The organism is Polaribacter irgensii 23-P (genome assembly GCF_000153225.1).
Lineage (GTDB): Bacteria > Bacteroidota > Bacteroidia > Flavobacteriales > Flavobacteriaceae > Polaribacter > Polaribacter irgensii.
Genome location: NZ_CH724148.1, coordinates 2551020 through 2573516, shown reverse-complemented (window position 1 = coordinate 2573516; position 22497 = coordinate 2551020). Strand labels below are relative to the sequence as shown.

General features: G+C 32.8%; 24 protein-coding genes. 14 read left to right on the top strand and 10 right to left on the bottom strand.

All coding sequences use genetic code 11. The features are described from left to right. Window positions 1–578 precede the first annotated feature (578 nt). The 9 genes from PI23P_RS11470 (at window position 579) to PI23P_RS11430 (ending at window position 6216) form a co-directional block, all read left to right on the top strand. Complete coding sequence (locus PI23P_RS11470; protein WP_238300026.1) at window positions 579–992, top strand: hypothetical protein; 414 nt, start codon at window positions 579–581, stop codon at window positions 990–992. Between the two features lie 18 nt (window positions 993–1010). Beyond that, a complete protein-coding gene (locus PI23P_RS11465; RefSeq protein ID WP_004571032.1) occupies window positions 1011–2363 on the top strand; it encodes a 2TM domain-containing protein in 1353 nt (450 codons plus the stop codon). 1 nt (window position 2364) lies between these two features. Then, window positions 2365–2655, top strand: coding sequence for a 2TM domain-containing protein (locus PI23P_RS11460; protein ID WP_004571030.1), 291 nt, complete (start codon window positions 2365–2367; stop codon window positions 2653–2655). Window positions 2656–2662: 7 nt separating this feature from the next. After that, a complete protein-coding gene (locus PI23P_RS11455) occupies window positions 2663–2989 on the top strand; it encodes a 2TM domain-containing protein (protein WP_004571028.1) in 327 nt (108 codons plus the stop codon). Window positions 2990–3004: 15 nt separating this feature from the next. Continuing rightward, window positions 3005–3304 (top strand): 2TM domain-containing protein, encoded by a 300-nt coding sequence (locus PI23P_RS12460; RefSeq protein ID WP_155811772.1) that lies wholly within the window; start codon window positions 3005–3007, stop codon window positions 3302–3304. A gap of 11 nt (window positions 3305–3315) precedes the next feature. Beyond that, window positions 3316–3639 (top strand): 2TM domain-containing protein, encoded by a 324-nt coding sequence (locus tag PI23P_RS11445; protein ID WP_081439194.1) that lies wholly within the window; start codon window positions 3316–3318, stop codon window positions 3637–3639. Between the two features lie 316 nt (window positions 3640–3955). Continuing rightward, window positions 3956–4711: a LytR/AlgR family response regulator transcription factor gene (locus PI23P_RS11440; protein ID WP_004571025.1), complete on the top strand. Its 756-nt coding sequence runs from the start codon at window positions 3956–3958 to the stop codon at window positions 4709–4711. Window positions 4712–5196: 485 nt separating this feature from the next. After that, complete coding sequence (locus tag PI23P_RS11435; protein WP_004571024.1) at window positions 5197–5763, top strand: hypothetical protein; 567 nt, start codon at window positions 5197–5199, stop codon at window positions 5761–5763. 87 nt (window positions 5764–5850) lie between these two features. Beyond that, window positions 5851–6216 carry a cupin domain-containing protein gene (locus tag PI23P_RS11430; RefSeq protein ID WP_004571023.1) on the top strand — a complete coding sequence of 122 codons (366 nt, stop codon included), beginning with the start codon at window positions 5851–5853 and terminating at the stop codon, window positions 6214–6216. Here PI23P_RS11430 and PI23P_RS11425 read toward each other — a convergent pair. From PI23P_RS11425 to msrB, 4 genes are all read right to left on the bottom strand, one after another. Continuing rightward, on the bottom strand, window positions 6213–6914 hold the full coding sequence (locus PI23P_RS11425; RefSeq protein WP_004571022.1) for a YwaF family protein: 702 nt from the start codon (window positions 6912–6914) through the stop codon (window positions 6213–6215). The two genes, PI23P_RS11430 and PI23P_RS11425, sit on opposite strands and share 4 nt — an antisense overlap. A 131-nt stretch (window positions 6915–7045) precedes the next feature. Continuing rightward, on the bottom strand, window positions 7046–7921 hold the full coding sequence (locus tag PI23P_RS11420) for a bifunctional 5,10-methylenetetrahydrofolate dehydrogenase/5,10-methenyltetrahydrofolate cyclohydrolase (protein WP_004571021.1): 876 nt from the start codon (window positions 7919–7921) through the stop codon (window positions 7046–7048). 73 nt (window positions 7922–7994) lie between these two features. Beyond that, window positions 7995–9323, bottom strand: coding sequence for a signal recognition particle protein (gene ffh, locus PI23P_RS11415; RefSeq protein WP_004571020.1), 1329 nt, complete (start codon window positions 9321–9323; stop codon window positions 7995–7997). A 948-nt stretch (window positions 9324–10271) separates the two neighbouring features. Next, complete coding sequence (gene msrB / locus PI23P_RS11405) at window positions 10272–10751, bottom strand: peptide-methionine (R)-S-oxide reductase MsrB (protein WP_004571018.1); 480 nt, start codon at window positions 10749–10751, stop codon at window positions 10272–10274. Between the two features lie 197 nt (window positions 10752–10948). Here msrB and PI23P_RS11400 point away from each other — a divergent pair, with 197 nt between their 5' ends. From PI23P_RS11400 to PI23P_RS11390, 4 genes are all read left to right on the top strand, one after another. After that, window positions 10949–11755: a M48 family metallopeptidase gene (locus PI23P_RS11400; RefSeq protein WP_004571017.1), complete on the top strand. Its 807-nt coding sequence runs from the start codon at window positions 10949–10951 to the stop codon at window positions 11753–11755. Between the two features lie 417 nt (window positions 11756–12172). Beyond that, window positions 12173–12412 (top strand): leucine-rich repeat protein, encoded by a 240-nt coding sequence (locus PI23P_RS12920; protein ID WP_081439193.1) that lies wholly within the window; start codon window positions 12173–12175, stop codon window positions 12410–12412. A gap of 132 nt (window positions 12413–12544) precedes the next feature. Further along, complete coding sequence (locus tag PI23P_RS11395) at window positions 12545–12853, top strand: T9SS type A sorting domain-containing protein (RefSeq protein ID WP_004571015.1); 309 nt, start codon at window positions 12545–12547, stop codon at window positions 12851–12853. Window positions 12854–13437: 584 nt separating this feature from the next. Beyond that, window positions 13438–14814 carry an MFS transporter gene (locus PI23P_RS11390; RefSeq protein ID WP_004571014.1) on the top strand — a complete coding sequence of 459 codons (1377 nt, stop codon included), beginning with the start codon at window positions 13438–13440 and terminating at the stop codon, window positions 14812–14814. On the opposite strand, the gene PI23P_RS11385 is transcribed toward PI23P_RS11390, so the two are convergent. The 6 genes from PI23P_RS11385 to purB form a co-directional block, all read right to left on the bottom strand. Beyond that, complete coding sequence (locus PI23P_RS11385; RefSeq protein WP_004571013.1) at window positions 14811–15575, bottom strand: CDP-alcohol phosphatidyltransferase family protein; 765 nt, start codon at window positions 15573–15575, stop codon at window positions 14811–14813. The two genes, PI23P_RS11390 and PI23P_RS11385, sit on opposite strands and share 4 nt — an antisense overlap. 271 nt (window positions 15576–15846) lie before the next feature. Then, window positions 15847–16410, bottom strand: coding sequence for a hypothetical protein (locus tag PI23P_RS11380; RefSeq protein ID WP_004571011.1), 564 nt, complete (start codon window positions 16408–16410; stop codon window positions 15847–15849). A 17-nt stretch (window positions 16411–16427) separates the two neighbouring features. After that, window positions 16428–18830 (bottom strand): TonB-dependent receptor, encoded by a 2403-nt coding sequence (locus PI23P_RS11375; RefSeq protein WP_004571010.1) that lies wholly within the window; start codon window positions 18828–18830, stop codon window positions 16428–16430. Between the two features lie 35 nt (window positions 18831–18865). Next, window positions 18866–19111, bottom strand: coding sequence for a hypothetical protein (locus PI23P_RS12565; RefSeq protein WP_155811771.1), 246 nt, complete (start codon window positions 19109–19111; stop codon window positions 18866–18868). A gap of 351 nt (window positions 19112–19462) precedes the next feature. After that, window positions 19463–19918 (bottom strand): hypothetical protein, encoded by a 456-nt coding sequence (locus tag PI23P_RS11370; protein ID WP_238300025.1) that lies wholly within the window; start codon window positions 19916–19918, stop codon window positions 19463–19465. A 25-nt stretch (window positions 19919–19943) separates the two neighbouring features. Next, a complete protein-coding gene (purB, locus tag PI23P_RS11365; protein ID WP_004571008.1) occupies window positions 19944–21287 on the bottom strand; it encodes an adenylosuccinate lyase in 1344 nt (447 codons plus the stop codon). Window positions 21288–21462: 175 nt separating this feature from the next. Between purB and PI23P_RS11360 the strand changes: the two genes are divergently transcribed. Continuing rightward, window positions 21463–22173 carry a toxin-antitoxin system YwqK family antitoxin gene (locus PI23P_RS11360; protein WP_004571007.1) on the top strand — a complete coding sequence of 237 codons (711 nt, stop codon included), beginning with the start codon at window positions 21463–21465 and terminating at the stop codon, window positions 22171–22173. The last annotated feature ends 324 nt before the right edge of the window (window positions 22174–22497 follow it).

Below are 22497 nucleotides of genomic sequence, written 5' to 3'. Positions count from 1 at the left end.
TTTTTGATAATACTAATTATTGTTTGGTTTTTTTGAAGGTAGAATTGGACACACCTGAATTCTGTTATAGCTAAGACCTCAAAGGGCGCATATTAAAACGGAGGCCGTTTAAGCTATTTTGTGAAGTAGTTTGACGATGGAAGTATGATTTGTTTGAAAGTATCATGTTGAAAAAATAAAGAATTGAATACAATAATAGGCTTGAATGGTTGCTAATCGAATTGTTAGCTACGGCGATTGCGCAAGCGCAAACTGGGCTTATTAATTGTGTTCAAAATATTTATTCTTGAGGTAAACATGTGGCTAAAATATATCTTTTTTAAAAAGTAGCACTAAAAGTGTGCTGCTTTTTTTTTAGTTTTATCAAATTTCAATAAAATGGTACTTTAAGTTATAAATTAATGAAAATAAAGGCTTTGTATTCTTTTTTTGATAAATTTTCGCAGGTTTTTTAAAAGCGATTATTATTGATTTTGAAAACGATTCATCTCTAGAAAACGCCAGTCCAGTATTTTTTATTTTTAAACTCAAAAGCTTCAATGCATCTTTACAAGGTAACAGTACAACTGAAAAAGTATATGAAAATTTTACTAGTATTTTTGACAGTAGTAACCTTAGGTCTCTTAAATTCAGTGACAAATCAAAATTTTTCAATTACTGCAGCCATGGAGCGGATAGTTTCCGATTTAGGGGAAGTAGAATTTAGAATTTCTTTGCCAAATTATGACAGCCCTGCAAGTTTGCATATAATAGAAGCTCAAAGAACTGGAAGAGAATGTATGGTCTCTTTTAAAGACATAAAAGCTGTTGCTTATAACGGTGCGGGTTGCAGTGAACAAAAAAACCTTGGTAAAACTATTGTTGGTGAAAAGAATATACTTGCGAGTGTTTTCTTAAGCGCACCTAAAAATAAGTTTTTCGCACGATTAAATTACAGGAATGCAAATTTTGTGGTTGTTGACAAAAATGTATCTTTAAAAATTAAATTGTAAAAAAGAAAAAGAATACACATGAATTTACAGAAGGACATACCAGAAAAAACCTTTTTGAATGGCGTTATAATTAGTCTTAAGATTACCTTCATCGTTGCTTTGTTTTTTATTTTAATCAACCAGAAATTTACATTGGTAAGAATTGGTAATACGATCCTTATCTCCGCTATGTATTCTTTTGGATTAGGTTTTGCACAAGCACTTCTCAATGATTATTTAAGTAAAAGATGGGACTGGATTACACATACAAATAAAAGAATATGGGTGGGTATAATAGGAACTGTTATGTATACAGTGCCTGCTGTTTTATTTATAAATTACATAAATTTTGTCCTAATTTCAGGGACGAATCCAGATCGATTTTTACGTGGAAACTATATATGGGTGCACGTATTTTATGTTATTCTTTCTTTTGGAGTTTCTGCTTTTTTACATGCAAGGAGTTTTATGTTGCAGTGGAAAAATTCTGTAAAACAAGAATCTACCAAACAAGAGATTGTGGCAAAAACAGAAACAGCTAGATTTGAATCTTTAAAAAATCAATTAGATCCACATTTTTTATTCAATAGTTTAAATGTATTAACTAGTTTAATTGGAGAAAATCCCCATCAGGCAGAAAAGTTTACGACAAAACTATCTAAAGTATATCGCTATGTATTAGAGCAAAGAAATAAAGACTTAGTGCCTATTGCAGAAGAATTGAATTTTGCAAAAGTGTACATGCAATTATTAGAAATGCGGTTTGAAGATGCTGTAAAGTTTAATATTCCAGATATTATAAGCGATATGGAATTAAAAATCGTGCCACTTTCCCTGCAGCTTTTGCTTGAAAATGCAGTAAAACACAATGTAGTTTCTTCATACAGACCTTTAACGATTAGTATTTATGAAGAACATCATTATTTAATTATAGAAAATAACGTCAATTTTAAAGAGGCTATCGGAAAAAGCACTAAAGTTGGTTTGCAAAATATAGCAGATAGATATGGGTTAATAACAGAGAAAGAGGTTAAAATAGAAAATAATAATAAAACTTTTAAAGTGTGTTTGCCACTTTTGCATAAAATGAGTAATGCGATGTATTCAGAGGATTTAGAAAATAGTAACTACATAAAAGCATTAGAAAGAGTAGAGAAATTAAAAGAGTTTTATCAAAACTTAGCGTCTTATTGTATTGTAATTCCGTTTTTAATTTTCATAAATTTAAGATTCTCTCCAGGATTTTATTGGTTTTGGTTTGTAATATTTGGATGGGGAATGGGGGTCGCTTTTCACTTCTTATCAGTAAATAATTACAATATTTTTTTAGGAAAAAATTGGGAAGATAGAAAGATAAAGGAGCTGATGAAAGAGGAAAATAAACAAAAATAAAATGGAAATAGTATTGACAGAAGAGCAAAGGTATATTCAGGCAAAAAAACGCATGGAAAGAATAAAGGGATTTTACAAACACTTAACGGTATATTGCTTTGTGGTCTCAATACTTATTTTTATAAATCTTAAATTTGAACCTCATTTTCATTGGTTTTGGTTTTCTCCAATTGGTTGGGGAATCGGACTATTTATTCATTGGTTAAACATTTTTAGTTTTAATTATTTGTCTATCGGTAAAAATTGGGAAGACAGAAAAATTAAAGAAATAATGAACGCAAATAAAAATTAGAAATAAAATGGAAAGAGAATTCAGAGAAAATCAAAAGTACATCCAAGCAAAAAAGCAAGTGGATAAAATAAAAGGATTTTATATACACTTTGCGGTGTATGCTGCAGTAAATGTTTTTCTTTCTGGAATTATTATTTTTGGATTGACAAATAATAGCGATAATGAATATAATTTTGTTCAAGCAATGAGTCATTTTGGAGTCTACTCTACTTGGTTGTTTTGGGGAATAGGATTGTTTTTCCATTGGCTGGGAGTTTTTGGTTCTAATGTCTTCTTTGGTAAAAATTGGGAGAAAAAGCAGATAGAGAAATACATGAATAGTACAAAACGGTAAGCATGAAACTGGACAATCATTTGCAGGAACAAAAATACATTCGAGCAAAAAAAAAGAGTAGAAGATGTAAAGGAATATTATTGGCATTTAGCAATATATATCTTGGTAAATCTATTTTTAAGTGGCGCTCAATTCGTGGATGGAATTACTGAAAACAAATCATTTATTGATATATTTTCTGATTTTGGTATGTATGCAGTTTGGATCATTTGGGGAATCGGTTTGGTATTTCACACATGGAGTGTTTTTGGATTTATTTTTCTTTTTGAAAAAGACTGGGAAGCGCGTAAAATACGTAAATACATGAACGATTAAAGAGAACCTTTATGGAGGTTAAAAGTAAAAATAGGGAGCTCAAACAAGCAAGAAAAATAGTGAGAAGAATGCGAGGTTTTTTCAATCATCTTCAAATATTTATAATAATAATGCTTTTTGTTTTATTGTTTTCTAATACTTTTATTGATTTTTTTGAAAGTTATATTGAAAATGAAAATTCCTTAGAAAAGGTAAAAGCAAATATTTGGATAAATGTACTGTTGTGGTTGATCGCATTAGTGATGCATGGCCTTTTTGTTTTTAAGTTTAAAATGAATGTTATAGACGATTGGGAAGAAAATAAAGTAGCTGAATTTATGAATGGAAAGGAGTAAAATGATGGTACTGTGCGTGGAATTAGTAAAGTGCTTAATAGCAAAGAAAGGTCTGTATAAAATCAAAAAGGGTTATTAATTTTTGTAGACTTATTTTAAGGTTAATTTTTTGTGAATTGCGAATAAAATGCAATGATATTTAAGTAGTAAATATATGTTAAGACGCCTCGAAAAGTGTGATCGGTATTATTTTTTTGTGTTGTTGCTTGTTTTTAACCTGTCCTGTATAACATCAGTTGTTACGATAAACGTAATTCATAAAAGTAGAGAAAAGACAAAGATTTAAGATTTAATGAATAAAAAGAATTAAACCCATATGATTGTACTTATCATAGAAGACGAAAAACCGGCAGCAAGAAGGCTTAGCAGAATGTTGTTAGCATTAGGATTAGAGGCTAAGACAATGCTACATTCCGTAGAAGAATCTTTGAATTGGTTGCAAAATAATGAGCATCCTGATTTAATATTTTTAGACATTCAGCTTTCGGACGGTTTGTCTTTTGAGATTTTTGAAGAAATTGAAGTAAAATCAGCTATTATTTTTACCACGGCTTATGACGAATATGCCTTGAAAGCTTTCAAATTAAATAGTATCGACTATCTATTAAAACCCTTAGATGAAGATGAATTGAAGTTTGCGGTGACTACCTTTCAAGAAAGACAGCAAAAACAAGTCAATGGGCAAATAGATTTAGACACAATTCGTAATTTATTAATAAACCCTATTGATAGAAAGTTTAAGAAAAGACTTACCGTTAAAGTGGGACAGCACATAAAAATTATAAACACAGATGAAGTAGCTTGTTTTTACAGCGAAAATAAAGCCACGTATATACAGACCTCGGCAAACAGAAATTATACATTAGACAATTCTTTAGAGTATTGGCAAGAAGAACTAGATCCTGAAAAATTTTTTAGAGTAAACCGCACTTTTATTATTCATTTGAATGCTATTAAAGATATTATATGCTACGCCAATTCTCGGTTCAAATTAATTTTGCATTCGAGTGTAGAAACTGAAATTATTGTAAGCAGAGAGCGTGTAAAAGATTTTAAAAACTGGATTGCTTAAAAGGTAAATTTTTTTGGGTCTTTTATTCATAAATAGAGTTGTTAAGATTGTTTCAATCGCTATTTAAAACACGAATAAAAATGAAATTCGCAATTGCATAAAATTAAGCTGCTTAAAATTACAGCGTACCTGTCTTTTGAACCGCATGTGTAAAAAAGGGGGAAGTGTATGCTTCCTTGAAGGTTAATAATAAACTGCGCATGCATTGCTTTTAAATGGGCGCTGCTTAAGATGTCTTGTTTTATAGCAATAGCGAATATTTTGTGAAATGTGAAAAGCGGAATGCTCTAGTGTATTGTATGAAATTTGCTGGTTAGTTGTATTTATTAAAATAATAAATTCTTGAGAATTACGCACGTTTGAATATTATTTTGAACAAAATCTATAAAGTAGTTCTGAACTCCTAAAGTTTGAGTATTTTTATCAAAATTTGCTAGAGTAAAGGATTCAAATAAACACATTGTAACAACATTAAAAAGTTAGAAATGATCAAAAAAAAGACGCTTTCCGTTTTAATATTAGCCACTGTACTCTTAATGTCAAGTTGTGGAGATGGAGGCAAGTTCAATATTAAAAAAGGCAGAGTTGGCCATTTAACAACAACAACAACCATTCAAGAATTGGCTACAATTTTTGAAAAAGATTCTATTGTTAAAAATTTAAGTGAGGGTGCATTAGGAGATAACTACTTTCAAGACGACGACGAATATCTTATCTATGAAAAAGGAGGAAAGCACATTTTAACGATCATACCAAGAGAACAATTGGACTCTACTTCTACAATTAAGAGTATAGAGGTACACGATATTAGATATGCTACAGAAACAGGGATCAATAAGAATTCTAGCTTTTCTGAGGTGAATGCTAATAATAATATCAATAGAGTTGAATCTACATTCTTCACAGCAACCTTGTTTATAGATGATTTAAATGCGACAATTGCCATTGATAAAGAAGAGCTTGGTTTAAAAGACTTTACGACTCAGAAAGTAACATTGGAGCAAATTCCAGATTTAGCAAAGATGAAAGCTTTTATCGTTTGGTTCAATTAAAAGGGTTTGATCTTTTGTTTTAGGAAGCTAATAAATTGTTTGGATACCTGCAAAGTGTATTATGAATCTCAGACATAAATACAAAAAATGAAAAAATATACCATTCAGAAAACCCCTTTTGTGGTACCTACATCAGATGGTAAAATAATTGAAGAGCATTTTGGTAAAGTTACAGATGATGGAGCAAAAATTAGTATTGCACATATGGTGGCGCCACCAAAATGGAGTGAACCTTTTCAGACCCCAGAGTTTGAGGAATACACGTATGTTATAAAAGGAAAGAAACAGTTTATTATTGCAGGAGAGATCGTAGTTTTAAAAGCAGGAGAATCTATTAAGATTGAAAAAAACACAAGGGTTCAATATTCAAATCCTTTCGACGAGCCTTGTGATTATATTTCAATATGCACGCCTGCATTTTCTTTCGAATTGGTGCACAGAGAAGCGCATTAATTCTTTTCCTTACAAAGGTAAAAAGGTAGATAAATCAGCAAGAAATAAGGGATTACAAGAATTTCTACAGCAATAACATACTGTGGCCAATCTCCAAAAAAGTCTAATGCAGTTGCCGAACTTGGTTTTCTATTGGTATAAAAGTAGTTAGAACCAAGACAGTAGTTAAGAATAAACATTAGAATCATATAGATTTGCATTCCAATAAATGCCTTCCCAACACTTTTAAGGGCAGGTCTCATTTCATAGATAAAGGTGGCAAACAGCATAAAAATCACAAGACCAGCGTGCACAAACCAATATCTGAAAAAAGCGAAATTTAAATAATTATATTCGTCAGGTGTAATTAATGATTGTAATGTTCCTGCAATTATTAAGAAAAAAAAGACTTCATAGAATACAAACTTTTTAGTGACAGATAAAATAGGAATTACAAGTGCAAGAAAGCTACACAGGTGCAAAGGCAGGTCTTCTTTAAAATTAAAGTTTTCTTTGTATATGTTTAAAGTGGTTCCCAAAAGAACGGTTAAAGTAATGGAGAATGCTAAAATATTTCCAATGATATCTTGTCTGCGCTTATTTTGATTCTTGGAGAACAAAATAAGCAGAATGCCAAAGCATACACAGCAGATAACAACCCACAAGTGTTGCATTGAAAAAGGACTAAAGTCACTGTTTTCTTTTAAGAAAAAATCCATGAACATATGCATATAGATTAGAAAGAGTACAAAGCACGCAGAGATTCTTTCAAGCGTTTGTTCCTATTTCAGTTCGCACAATATATTCAATTTATTGGTAATAGTTCTCAGAGCTTACTTGTTTCTAAGAATTAATTTTTTCTTTTGCAAGCGAGTAAAGTGTTTTTTAATAACATGGCAATAGTCATGGGACCAACACCGCCGGGAACAGGTGTGATAAATTCAGCCTTTTTAGCAACTTCTGCGAAGGCGACATCACCCACCAATCTAAAGCCACTTTTTTTAGAGGAATCTGCTAAGCGGGTAATTCCAACATCAATGACAGTAACATTGTCTTTGACCATGTCTGCTTTTAAAAACTCAGGAATTCCAATAGCTGCTATAATAATATCTGCTTGTAACGTGAGCTCTTTTAGGTTTTTTGTTCTACTGTGACACATGGTCACCGTTGCATTTCCTACCTTCCTTTTTTGCGAGAGTAAGATACTCATGGGACTACCAACAATGTGACTTCTGCCGAGCACCACCACATGTTTTCCTGAAGTTTCCACTTTATACCTTTCCAATAATTCTAAAATTCCAAACGGTGTCGCAGAAATAAAAGTAGGGAGGTTTAACGCCATTTTGCCAACGTTGGTAGGATGAAATCCATCTACATCTTTATTTGGATCGACTGCCATTAATACCTTTTGTTTATCAATATGACTTGGTAATGGAAGTTGCACAATAAATCCGTCAATAGCGTGGTCGACATTTAAAATTGCAATTTCGTTGAGGAGTTCGCATTCTGAAATATCTTCTGGTAAACGGATCAATGTGGATTCAAAACCAACCCGCTCACATGCCTTTACCTTTGCATTTACATAGGTAATACTCGCGCCGTTACTTCCTACTATAACAGCCGCTAAGTGTGGTGTTTTTCCACCCTTATCTTTTAATTGTTTAACCTCTAAAGCAATTTCTTCTTTAATGTCTGCTGCTGTTCTTTTTCCGTCTAGTAAAATCATAATTTTTTTAGTATTGCGCGTGTTTTTGACTGTTTGGTGAAAAAAGAATTAGTGCGCTCTTTTCTTTGAAAATTTATTTCATTCCTTGCATCATCTGCATCATTTTTTTTCCACCACCGCCTTGCATCATTTTCATCATTTTACTCATTTGATTGAACTGCTTCATCAATTGATTTATTTCCTGAATTGAAGTTCCAGATCCCTGTGCAATTCTTTTTTTTCTACTCGCATTGATGCTTGTGGGTGTGCTTCTTTCAGAAGGAGTCATCGAGTGAATTATTGCCTCGATTCCTTTAAAAGCGTCATCGTCAATGTCTACATCTTTCATTGCTTTGCCAGCTCCAGGAATCATGCCCATAAGGTCTTTCATACTTCCCATTTTTTTAATTTGCTGAATCTGCGTTAAAAAGTCATCAAAACCAAATTGATTTTTCGCGATTTTCTTTTGTAATTTTCGCGCCTCTTCTTCATCGTATTGATCTTGTGCTCTCTCTACAAGAGAAATAACATCCCCCATTCCTAGAATTCGGTCCGCCATTCGATCTGGGTGGAAGACATCAAGTGCATCCATTTTTTCACCAGTACCAATAAATTTAATAGGTTTATTGACAACTGATTTAATAGATAAAGCAGCGCCACCTCGCGTATCTCCGTCTAATTTTGTCAGTACAACACCATCAAAATTCAAAATATCATTAAAGGCTTTAGCGGTGTTCACGGCATCTTGCCCGGTCATTGCATCTACCACAAATAAAGTTTCTTGTGGCTGTATTGTTTTATGAATTTCAGAAATTTCTTTCATCATTTCTTCATCCACGGCCAAACGACCTGCAGTATCTATAATCACTACATTTTTACCGTTAGCTTTTGCGTATTTAACGGCGTTTTTTGAAATCTCTACAGGATTATTATTATCAACTTCCGCGTATACTTCTACGCCAATTTGCGCACCAACAACTTGTAATTGGTTAATCGCTGCCGGTCTGTAAACATCACAACCAACGAGCAAAACTTCTTTTGATTTTTTAGTTTTTAAAAAGTTGGCTAATTTTCCAGAAAATGTAGTTTTTCCAGATCCTTGTAGGCCAGACATTAAGATAATAGTAGGCGAACCAGCTAGATTAACGCCCACAGTTTCACCCCCCATTAACACCGTAAGTTCGTCTTTAACTAACTTAATCATTAATTGGCCTGGATTTAATGTGGTTAATACATCTTGTCCTAAGGCTTGAGTTTGAACTTTTTTAGTAAATTCTTTAGCGATTTTAAAGTTAACATCCGCGTCTAGTAGTGCTCTCCTAACTTCTTTTAAAGTTTCGGCTACGTTTACTTCTGTAATTTTACCGTGCCCTTTTAGGGTGTGTAAGGCTTTATCTAATTTATCGCTTAAATTATTGAACATAATTTGTTTCTTTTTTTGGAATCACAAATATAAGAATTAGAGCCGATTGGTTTCATGAATACGCATAGTTTTTTCTATGGGTAATTGGTATTCTTTTTTGTCAAAATGATTCGACCTGCTTCTGGGATCCCATAAAATAAAAAGTTGTGATTGTTGGAGTACGGTTGCAAGTTTAACTGCTAAAATTAATAGTAGCTGTAAAAACACCTGAGGAAAGATAAACGTGTTTTTGGATATAAATTATTGATTATTCAAAAGTGTGTTCATTTAAAACTTTCTTTATCAGCAGTAAAGAATATGATTAAATTTTCATTAAAAATGTCCTCATTTGAATTAGATCCAAATAAAGCACCACCTAGTAAGCCAGAATTGGGAGCAGTTCCTTCAATAAAACTGATATTAAGACGAAAACCGAAACTATCCAGATTTGTGTCAAAAGAGGTGAGTGTAGCATTAATAATGCCTAAGTTTTCTCCATTTTTGCTCGTATATCTATTTTCAACTACTGCGTATCATCTCAAATTTTATGGTTACTTAGAGTTTTATCCTAGCTAGCCAAACATCTTTTTCTAGAGCAATAGTGATTGGAATTGTAGATATTAAAGATCTTAACAATATTTAAAAACCCTTGTTGGACAGTTATTCTTTTAATATTTTGTGTGCCAATGCTACTCGATTGTCCAATACTTTATTGAATTTATAGGTTTTTACCTAAAATGTCTATATGAGCAGTTGCACTGCCTAAAGAAGTGATTGTAGCTTTTGATAATTTTTGAGAATGGATTTGCGTGAAAGCAAAGAGTCAGAGTAAATTAAATAATGTCTTTCCCAAATCTTTCATTTTTTTTGTTATGCCTTTTTTTGTTTCAAAAGTTACCTATTTTTTACCTTGCGGTAAAAAATGAAAAAAGTTGGGAATGTAAATGTATTCTTTTTTTTTAGTTGCAATTATTTCTTTGCAATGAACTTTAGAGCTACTCCATTAATGCAATGGCGTTTACCTGTAGTATTTTTTGGACCATCATCAAAAGAGTGTCCTAAGTGACTACCACAAGTGTTGCATTTTAATTCTGTTCTCGCATATCCTATTTTATAATCCGTATCCAAAAGAACGTTCTCTTTAATAGAGCGATCAAAAGAAGGCCACCCCGTTCCAGAATCAAATTTATCTTTAGAAGCATATAAGGGGGTTTTACAGGCGGCACAAACAAAGGTGCCAACTTTTTTGTTTTTATCCAATGGACTGGAAAAAGGTCTTTCTGTACCCGCTTCACGTAGCACCGAATATTGCGCAGGGGTAAGTTCTTTTTTCCATTGTGACGCTGTTTTTGTAATTTTATAGTTTTTATTGTCTTCAGAACTATCTTGTGCTTTGCCCGCACAGCTTGCTAAAAAAACGAGAATTAAAAAAGAAACTATTTTGTTCATTGGTATGATAGATTTGGAGCGTAATTTTAAATCAAGAATTTAAATTAATTAATACTCAAAGATAACCATCATTTATTAAAAAGAAAACGGAATCCTAAAATTTAATACTTTTTATCATTAAATCGAAATATCGGTATTACTTTGGATACTATTTAAAGAGATTTAGTTTAAATTTGAATCAGTAAATAAAAATAAAAATGAAAAATATAGGGATCCTAGTTGTCGGTTTTTATCTGTTGTTAAGTTGTAGTAAAGTTCCAATAACCGGAAGAACACGTATAAATTTAGTGCCTGACTCTCAAGTATTACCAGCAAGTTTCGCGCAATACAAAGGGTTTTTAGTTGAAAATAAAGTATCCAACGACAGTGCAATGACAAAGCAAATTAAAACGATCGGAGCAAATATTTCAAAAGCTGTTGACCGATTTATGCGCGCAAATAAAATGGTGTCAGAAGCAAATTCATATCAATGGGAGTTTAATTTAATTGAAGATGAAACGTTGAATGCTTGGTGCATGCCTGGGGGTAAAGTTGTTTTTTATACGGGTATTATGCCAATTTGTGCCAACGAAAACGGTATTGCTGCAGTGATGGGGCACGAGGTTGCACATGCATTTGCAAAACATGGGCAAGAACGAATGACGACTTCTTATGGACAGCAAGCTGGACAACTGCTGGTGGTGCTTGGAACATCAAATGAAAGTGTCGAAGCACAAAAAATATGGAATACAGCATATGGCGTGAGCGCTGGCTTGGGGGGTTTAAAATTTAGTAGAGTTCACGAGCAAGAAGCAGACCGGTTAGGATTGATTTTTATGATTATGGCAGGATATGACGGTATTGAGGCTGCAGCTGTTTGGGTTCGAATGAGTGAAAAATCAAAAGGGAACTCTCAACCAGAAATATTAAGCACACATCCTTCAAATGCATCTAGAATTGAAGATTTAAGAAGCTATTTGTCAATAGCAAACCAATTTGCGGCAAAATTCAACCAAGCACAGTAAGCTCTCTTAGAAAAGTAACGAGAATATTTTTTGATTTTGTATGTTTTTTTAAATTATTTTTTTTATTGAGGAATGTTGTAGTTTTTAGCATTTTTCAAGGTGTTGATAAAAGATAAAAGGGGTGAAGGAATTGAGAACAAAAAGAAACATATTTTGCACTAAAATCATTAGAAGTGAAGCCTGTTTTTTTGACTAGCTGAATGGTAATCTTAGGAAGTTGATACACGCTATCTTTCCAATTAATAATATAATTGTGAAAAAACTTTTTTTTGGTATTTATCTTTTTTTTATTCAAGCATACAAGCCTAAGGTTAAATCTAAAATTTTACTTTTAATAGCACCTATGTTAATGTTACGAATGAAACAAATTGGTATGTAGAAGTTGGTACTAATAATTCTTTTGCTGGTGTTGCAAATATTCCGAATGCAGTTACTTATAATTCTATAGCATATTCGGTAAGTTCTATTGGTGAGAGGGCATTTACTGATTGTACCAGTCTAATCAGTGTTACAATTCTAGATACGGTAACTTCTATTGGTGTGATGGCATTTCGTGATTGTTCAGGTTTAACGAACGTTATAATTGGAAATTCGGCAACCACTATTGGTAAGGGTGCAGTTGTTTATTGTACAAGTTCATTTGTGTTACATTTTTAGATTCGGTAAATTTTATTGGTGAGAGTGCTTTTTATTATTGCACGTTTAACAAGTGTAACTTCATTAAATCCTGCATCTCTAGCAGGGGATAATTAAAATGCTTTTGCTGCTAGATATATTGGCACTTTATATGTGTCTGAAGGCAGTGAAGAAGCTTATGGTGCTGCGGATGTTTGGAAGGGTTTTAATGTTGCAGTATTAGATATTGAGCAATTACAAGAAGATGCAGAGCTGGTATATCCCAATCCTGTTGAAGCTATTTTGCACATTCAATTACAACCAAATGATGTGCTTTCCTCTGTAATTTTACACAATATATTAGGGAAGAAAATTCGAGAGAGCACTTCAAACACACGAGATCGGTCTATTTTGTCAGACGGTGTATATTTTGCAAGGATACTTTCAAAGATTGGGCACTTAACTAAAAAAATAATAAAGTAATAAAAATATTTTTTAATTCTATTATTAAAACAACTACAATTTTGTAGTGGTTTTTTTAGATTAAATTTTGCTGTTATCGTTCTAGTACAACTAATTTAAAGCCATGTGCAATTGGTTGTTATTGGGGTACTTATGGAGACTTAAAAACAGATAAAAAATGTAAAATAGCATTGTTTTAAAAATTGTTATTGCATTACTTAATACAAATAAGTTATGGAATTGTAATTTGAGTTGTCATCCTTCATTTTGCATTATACATCCACTTTTGCCGGGCTATCTTGCTATTGGTAATTGTTTAGAAGATAGCGATACCCCTTGAAATGCTTTTAGAATTGAAAATCTAAGAAGTTATTTGCCAAAAGCAAACCAACTTGCCCCATCATTTAATTTAGCACAGCAGGTCTTCTTAAAAAAAGTAATAAAAACTTTTACTATATTGTGTGCCGATCAAAGTATTTATTTAAGGTTTGGTTTGAAATATATTAAATAATAAGTTTAATATTATAGGTTTATGCGTCCTTACTGTATCATTAGAATATGAAACAAAAAGTTGAAAATTAGTCTTAAAGGTTAAAAAAAGTTGGATGTTAAAAATCGGAGATAAAAAGTTAATAGGCGCTTGGGCATTTTATGATTGGGCAAATTCAGTCTACTCTTTAGTTATTAGTACAGCAGTTTTCCCACTATTTTATAGTGCGATTACTAAAGGTGAGACGGTTTATTTTTTGGGTATGAAATGGGAATATGCCGATACTTTATATAGTTATGCGTTGTCGTTTTCTTTTTTAATTGTCGCTTTCATCTCGCCAATATTATCTGCAATTGCAGATTATACGGGGAATAAACTAAAATTTATGAAGTTTTTCTGCTGGTTGGGAGGACTTTCTGTAATGACCATGTATTTTTTTGAAGACTTACATACGGTTTGGATCGGAATTATTTGCACCATTCTGGCCAGTATTGGATTTTGGGCCAGTATTGTTTTCTACAATTCTTATCTACCCGAAGTTGCGCGTCCAGAAGAACAAGACGCTACCAGTGCAAAAGGTTTTATATATGGCTATATAGGGTCTATTATTCTGTTGTTATGTTGTTTAGCTATGATTTTAGTTCCAGGGATATTTGGTTTTGATTTGCATATTTCTAAAACAATTCTTGCGAATGGGAGTGAAGCTGCAATTGAAACAGCATTGGAAAGCGCTAAAAATGAAGCCTCTTTAAAAGCGATGCGCGTTTCTTTTATATTGGTGGGCTTATGGTGGATTGGCTTTGCACAAGTTACTTTTAAGAAATTACCGAATAAAATGCACAATCGAAAACCTGCAAAAGACTTTATTTGGAAAGGATTCAAAGAGTTGCAAAAAGTATGGTTTGAATTAAAACAATACCCTACATTAAAAAACTTTTTACTTGCGTTCTTTTTGTTAAGTGTTGGTGTACAAACGATTATTTTACTGGCGACTATTTTTGGATCTTCTGAATTGGGTTTAGGAACTATTAATTTAATTATCACGGTATTATTAATTCAATTTGTAGCCATTTTAGGAGCTTATGTTTTTTCTAAAATATCAAAAAAATACGGGAATTTCAAAGCTTTGAAAATTACTTTGGTTATTTGGATTCTTGTTTGTTTGGCCGCTTTTATGTTAGAAAAAGAAATGACATATGTAGAAAACTATTTCTATGCTTTAGGAGCTCTTTTAGGATTGGTTTTAGGAGCAATACAATCTTTGACGCGCTCTACCTATTCTAAATTACTACCCAAGACAGAAGACAATACAACCTACTTTAGTTTTTATGATGTTACCGAGAAAATTGCAATTGTTTTAGGGACTTTTGTTTTTGGATTTCTAATTTATTTAACAGATTCTATGCAGTGGAGTGTACTTTCTTTAGGATTGTTCTTTGTGGCTGCTTTGTGCGTGCTAAATAAATTAAAAAGCACCAAACATGTACATTAATAAAATGCTCTTCGAATAAAAATAAACACAAAAATAAAGGCAGAGTACCCAATAAAAAAAGGAATGATTAATTCTTTTAAGTTTAGCACTAAGAACACACTTATGATAAGAAGCTGAAAACCCAAACCAAAAGTAGAAATTAGGGTCATTAGCCAATTTGGAAAGGGGTTTCCTTCTGGTGCTTTTTTGTCTAAGGCATAAATTATTTCGTCAAAAATACCATACAAAGATTTATATATAAAGAATAAGAGAGTCACATGTTTTTGTTTCTCTCCAGGCAAGGCAGTAGGTGTTTTGTCTTCGAAAACTCTGCTTGTAGTGTCTCCTGCAAAGCGGTTTCTAAGAATTACATAATAATAATTGTACAAAGTTCCTTGCAATTGAATTCCGAAAAAGGCTAAAAAAGTGAAAACAAAGTTGGTATTTGTTAAGTGGCCTATGGTGCATATGATTATGAAGTTTAAAATAATATCTGAAACCGAGTCTAGAAACCTCCCAGTATAAGAAGGTGTTTCTTTTACCCTTGCCAGTTCTCCATCTGCGGCATCTAAAATTGACTTTAAAATTAAAAAGAAAGCGGCGGCGTAGTAATAACCTTTAAAAATACAATACACTCCAATTAATCCTGAGATTACAAATGATATGGTAACATCTATTGGGGTGTACTTTGTTGTTTTTAATATGTTGGCAATGCCCCTTGCGATGGGCCTGCCATAATCGGATAAGTCGATAAATTGATGTTTCTTTGGTAATTTAGACATGTATGCTTTGAGTGATGAGCATTTTATTGCTTCTGAGAAGAGATAAAATAGCATAATTTAACTGGTGTTAAAAGTAAAAAAAGCATTGGAATAAAGAAATGCTTTTTTTAATTATTTTCTCTATTCTACGCGTAGATATTCATTTTTAAGTGCTAAAAAAAGGTAAAAAAAAACAGCAAAAGTCTTTTTTGTTAAAGGGTCTTTTGCTGTAATTTTTTAAAAAAATAAACACATAGCTTGAGCGGTACAATGCGTTACAAATAGCCTTTATTTAATCAATTGTAAGGTTAAAAGTTACTTGTACATCTGTTGCGCCATCGGCATTTGTGATATCACCAGCCTTTACATTTTCGCCGCCTTTGTTCGGTTCATGTTTTAATGTAATGGTGAAATTACCCGTTGCAGCTGCTCCTGTTAACAAGTCAAATTGAACGCCAATAGGGTTTCCGTTGGCATCTTGATCTTTATATGTAGCGGTTGCAATATTATTGGTAAAGGAGTAAAAGAATTGGTGATCTTCGTCTTCCTCTAAAATTTCTAAGGTAATGTCCTCTGCAGGAGCTTCCGTTTCATTTAAAATTTCTAAGGTTGCAGAATAGTTTGTGTTTGAGTCTAAAGAGCCAGACACGCTCAAATTCGCTTTATTAGGACCATCACCATCTAAGTCTACACTTTTTAAAATAATGGTATTTCCACCATTTTGAGGAATTAAGGTAGCACGAACGGTGGTAATTAGTTCCTCTTCGTTGATTACAACGGGATCGTCGTCATTAGAACATGCTAAAAAAATTGACGATATACTTGCTAAAATTACTATAGTTTTATTGAATTTCATTTTTTGTTTTTTTATTATTAGTATTTAAATTTTAATTGTAAAACATAATTTCTTCCAAGATCATCTGCGAAATATCTTAGCCTATTGAGGTAGTCCCTATACTTGCTGTTTAGAATGTTTGTAATTGTGAAACCCACGGTGATCTCTGAATTTTCTGATAATTTAAAACTGGTATCAGTATTAAATTTTAAGAGATGATAGGAATTTGGTGTACTGCTTACATCGACTAAAACAGTATTGTTAGTGGTCGGAATAAAAACATCAAAATTATTATTTGGAAATAAATTTTGTGCAAAAACAAAATTACTTTCTAATGTAGCATTAAAGTGATGCCATTTTTTATTTTGATACCGAATACTATTGACGGTGTTCGCAGCAGGAATGTCAATTAAGTGGCGATCATTCACAAGGTCTCTTCCTCTAATAAAGGATGTTTTATTATTAAAATCAATTTTATTTGTGAGCTGTTGTTGCCAATTAATATCTACTCCAAACAAACTTGCGTTCGTCTTTTTATACCCCCAAACAGGAAATGCTCCGCGAATTGTTTGCTCTGTTCCTTCGGGCTCGATATACATAAAGTTATGAATCAGATTATAAAAGAGGTCTATAAGTACAGACGTCTTTTCATTTTCAAAATAATAACTACTGGATATTCGATGAGACAATTCTTGTTGCATTCTTAAATCACCTAATTCAATTCTGGCTGCAGAATGATGCAGTCCGTCACTAAATAATTCAGAAGGATTTGGAGCTCGAGAAGACAACGCATAGTTGAAAAGCACCGAATTTTTTTCATTTAATTGATGTGAAATGCCTGCTGAGGCAGAAAAATTATGGTATTTAAAGGTAGGATTTACCAACCACTGTGTTTTAAAATCACCAATAATTAAATGATTAAAATCGATGTCGTAATTCCGTTCATTCCAGCGACTCTTAAAGTAGAATTTTTTTGCATTGATATAATTAAAATCATATCGCAAGCCAAGATCTAAATTGGTCTTGTCATTTAATACAAAGTTACCAATGGTGAAAAGTCCTAAATCATACGCATAGTAGTCTGGAATAAGTCTTCTTACGCCCGTATTCGGATTTGCAAAATTATCTTGATACGCTGCTTTCAGACCTACCTTGTAGGTCTGGTTTGATTTTGAATCAAATTCAAAGCTTGTTTTTAGAGTATGTGAGTTTAAATTTAAATCAATGGATGGTTTTTCTTTATCAGCACCCACGCGAATATCATACTCGTATCTTTGATTGTTTTGAAAATCGTATTGCAGCACTAATTTTCCAGTGTTCCGGTATCGTTTGTAAAAATCAATCTTTACTAATTGATGTGTTACTTCTTGTTTTGGAGCATCAATATCATAAGAAAAAGGCGCAACAATTAAAGGCTCGTTTGAATTTATAGCATGGACCAAATCTTCAACATTTCCGATATGAGAAGACTTTAAAATGCCGATATTATTTTTAACGTAGGTATAATATACATTAAAACCAGTTTCAAACTTTTTCAATCCACTTCTTAAAGAGAATGCTTGCGAATTTAACCCTGTATTTGACAAAACGTATGCCGGACTTTCAAAGTCCCCATATTTTTTAAAAGTTGTTTTGGCATTTACGTACCAACCTGCTTTGGTCGCTTTAGAGAGTGCCGTATGAAAACTAAAACCGCTGCCATTGGTTTGTCCTGTTAAAATACTTTTACCATAAAGTGTGTCTTTTACGAGCACTCTGTCTGGGGACACAACAATGACACCTCCGATCGCATCGCCTCCATATTCTAAGGCGTTTGCGCCTTTTATAACTGATATTTTCTCTGCTGTATTAATGTCAATATTGGGCGCGTGCTCAATACCCCATTCTTGGTCTTGTAAACGCACGCCGTTGGTCATCAAAATAATTCTACTACTATGCAAACCGTTAATCATCGGTTTTACAATAGTATTTCCTGTATTTATTGCAGAAACTCCTGCAATATTTTTCAATATATCTCCCAAAGATGAATTGCTATACGCATCGATAAGCTCCTTTTTTAAGACCGAAGACTGTAAGGTTTTTGTCTTTAATTTGGAGGTCGCGACAATGCGTACTTCTTTGAGTTCTTCCGTATGATGCTCTAAATAAAATTCTTGAAAAAAGCTGTTGTCTAGAGTGATAAAAACCTCTTTAGTTTCGCAAGAAATATGAGAGATTCGTACTTCAATTTTTCCAGGACATAAATCGGATATTTCAAAGTGTCCTCGAGCGTCAGACGTGGCATATTTATTTAAACTCTTAATAAATATGCTAGCTCCAAATATGGGAGTTCCGTCGTGATAATCAGTGACAATACCTTTAAAATTATAAGTGCACTGTTGTGCGGAACTAATAAAAGTTGCCGAACAAAAGAAGACACATAAAAAGATTTTTTGAATCATTTTAATGCTTTAATATTAATATTAATAAAAATTAATTATAAATACATAGCAGGTGGACCCCGAAGTAGGTAAGATAAAGGGTGTTCTTTTAAGAAAAAATTATAAGGAGTATCAATATGTACCGTTTTCTGATTGGGTACTGCTGACTGATAGGTATTGCTAAAAGTATAAGGAGGATTTACTTTGTAAAAGTGAAAATCACACTCCGTATGTTTTTCATGTAAATGCGTGATGTTCTCAGCGTAACATACGGGATGTTCATGGCTTTCGAGAGCGTGCATAATTTGCACAGTCGCTGGTGCGAAAAATGCAATTAGAAAAAGAAATGCGATATGTTTTTTAAATAGTGTAATGTTTTCTCTTTTTTTTTAAAACGCCTTCTAAGTTTTGAGCAATTTACAATTATCCTTGGAAATACAATAGATATTCTTGATTACATGTTAAAGTAAGAAGAGATGAGTTTATTTACATTTTAGAAATGCCTATATCGCGTTCATTTTCAGAAACATGTAGCACTTTATTTAATACAAAAAGTATAAAATAATACTGTTAGAAACATTTCTTCTGATGTGCGTGCCTTTTGATAAGACAAACATTTAGCAGGATGGGCGATCTGTATGGATTTTTCTACCCTATTCTACTTTTGTAAGTGTGCCTTCTGTCAAATATTTGCTAAAACCAATTTTTACTGAAAAGTCATAAGAATCATCTGTTATTTTTGTGATCTGAACATATAAAATATCTTCGTCTAATTTCTTTTTAGGAGACTTCATTTTTAAAGAATAAAAGAAGTTATTATCCCAATGGATGTATAAGGTGTCGATATGTTTAATTCTTTTTTCTCCCATGACACTGTCATTAGAAATGCTAATAATTTTATCATATTCTTCAATCTGTAAACTATCAATTCGAGTAATTATTGTTTTACTGTAACCGTTGCCTGCAGGAATTTCAAAGACCCCTTTTCTAAAGCGCTCAGGATTTCCTTTTTCTGATGAACAAGAGGTGAAATTGAATAAAGAGCAACATAACATCAGTGTTATCAAGATCACTTCACTTTTTTTTGAGATAAATTTAATAAAAATCATTCGGATACTTTTTTTTTCTGTCATGTTATATTCCTGTGTAATTTGCTGGCGTAATCGCCTTTAACTCTTGCTTAATGTCTTCTGATATTTCTAAAGTATCAATAAAGTCTGCAATAGAATTTTTGTTTATTTTCGCATTGGTTCTTGTCAGTCCTTTTAAGGCTTCATAAGGATTTGGATAGGCTTCTCTTCGCAAAATAGTTTGTATTGCTTCTGCAACAACTGCCCAGTTATTCTCTAAATCTTCTGCGAACTTCTCTTTGTTTAGCAGTAATTTATTTAACCCTTTTATAGTGGATGTAAAAGCGATAATGGTATGTCCAAAAGGAACTCCTATATTTCGTAAGACCGTACTGTCAGTTAAATCGCGTTGCAGTCGAGAGATCGGAAGTTTTGCGGATAGGTGTTCGAAAATTGCGTTTGCAATTCCTAAGTTTCCTTCAGAATTTTCAAAATCGATCGGATTCACTTTGTGCGGCATTGCTGAAGAGCCTACTTCTCCTGCTTTAATCTTTTGTTTAAAGTACTCCATAGATACATACGTCCAGAAGTCTCTATTTAAATCTATAATGATATTATTGATTCTTTTCAGATTGTCAAACAAGGCGGCCATGTGGTCATAATGCTCTATTTGCGTTGTTGGAAAAGAGTGGTGTAGGCCTAATTTTTCTGTAACAAAATTTCCTCCAAAAGTCTTCCAATCTATGGTGGGATACGCTACTTTATGTGCATTGAAATTGCCCGTTGCACCTCCAAACTTCGCTGCATTTGGGATGTCTTCTAAAAGTACAAACTGTGCTTTTAAACGCACTACGAAAACGTTAATTTCTTTACCTAATCGGGTAGGAGAAGCAGGCTGACCGTGCGTTCTGGCCAACATTGGAATCGCCTCCCATTCTGTAGCTAAATCTTGTAACTTCGTTAGAAGCTCTAGATAATGGGGAATATATACGGCATCTATTGCTTCTTTTATTGAAAGTGGAATGGCCGTATTGTTAATGTCTTGAGATGTCAATCCAAAATGAATAAATTCTTTATACTTTTGAAGCCCGAGTCTATCAAATTGTTCTTTGATAAAATACTCAACTGCTTTTACATCGTGGTTTGTAATGCTTTCAATATCCTTTATTTTTTGGGCATCCTCAGTCGAGAAATTAAGGTAGATATTTCGCAGTTCTAGAAACAAGTTCGCATCAAAATCTGCAAGTTGAACTAAGGGTAATTCGCACAATCCAATGAAATACTCAATTTCAATTCGTACTCGGTATTTTATGAGTGCTTCTTCGGAAAAATAATTTGTTAATTTTTCAATTTTTCCTCGGTACCTTCCATCAATAGGAGAGATTGCATTTAATTTTGTTAAGTTCATTTTAGTGGTCTAGTGAACAGCAAAAATAAGAATTAAAAGACATTTATTAAGGTCTTTATCCATCTTTTTATGGTTTGTTTTATTGGATAATTCATTATTTCCTTAACGGTTTAGAGGTGTATGAAATTGTACTTAAGAGTTGAGATCGTATCTATTTGTTTACATTTACAGCCATATGATCAAATTTAAAAAAGCCTTTTTTGTCATTATTTTTTTATTTTGTGTCTGCCGAACTCAAACAGTTGTTGGACAAAAAATAAATAGGTTTAATAAGAATCACGAGCGAACTGGAATTTGGAAAAAATACTATCCCAATAAACGAATACGGTATCTGGGGCAATTTAAAAAGGGAAAAGAAATAGGAGTGTTTAAGTTTTATGATGCAAGCTCCTCCGAGGTTCCTGTTATTATCAAAACTTATTACAACAATTCAGATGCTGTCTTTGCTCAATTCTTTACAGTGGAAGGTACCATTAAAACAGAAGGGTTTCTGGAAGATAAAAACAGAGTTGGTGTGTGGAAATATTTCAATCGCAATGGTAAAATAATGTCTACAGAAAACTATGAAAATGGCGTGCTTCACGGTGATCAGTTTGTCTACTATCCAAATGGACAGACTACAGCAGTTTCAAAATATAAAAACGGTCGTTTAGAGGGCGTTTCTAGTAAATATTCTAGCAAGGGTATCTTGATCGAAGAGATCACTTATGCACATGACATTCCGAATGGTGAGGCAAAATATTACGAGCTTAATGGGAACTTAAAAGAAACAGGGTCTTATAAAGATGGAAAAAGAATTGGTACATGGTATTTCTATTTAGATGGAAAATTAGCGCCAGAGCAAAATAAAAACAAACGCACAAATCAGGGGTTTAAAAATAACTAAATTTAGTATTCAAAATATGCGGTTGCTTTGAATTGTTGTGATCGCTTGCATGTTCTTTATGCAATTTTTAGCATGGGTTCATCATTTTCTTTCTTTGGCATTCGTTGCAATATTTAGAGCGCGTTAGAGGAACCTATATTAGCACTATTATTGCAGGGTAATAATACAATTGGTTGGTAAGTTTCCCATAGAATATTTACATGTTAGTTCATTAGTTGTTTCAGACTGTAAACAAATTGAGATAACACAATCTTTGAAGGAGCATTCGCAGAAGTGAAATTTTCCACGCATACAGCAGAAAAAAAAGCAACATTTTATGGCGAT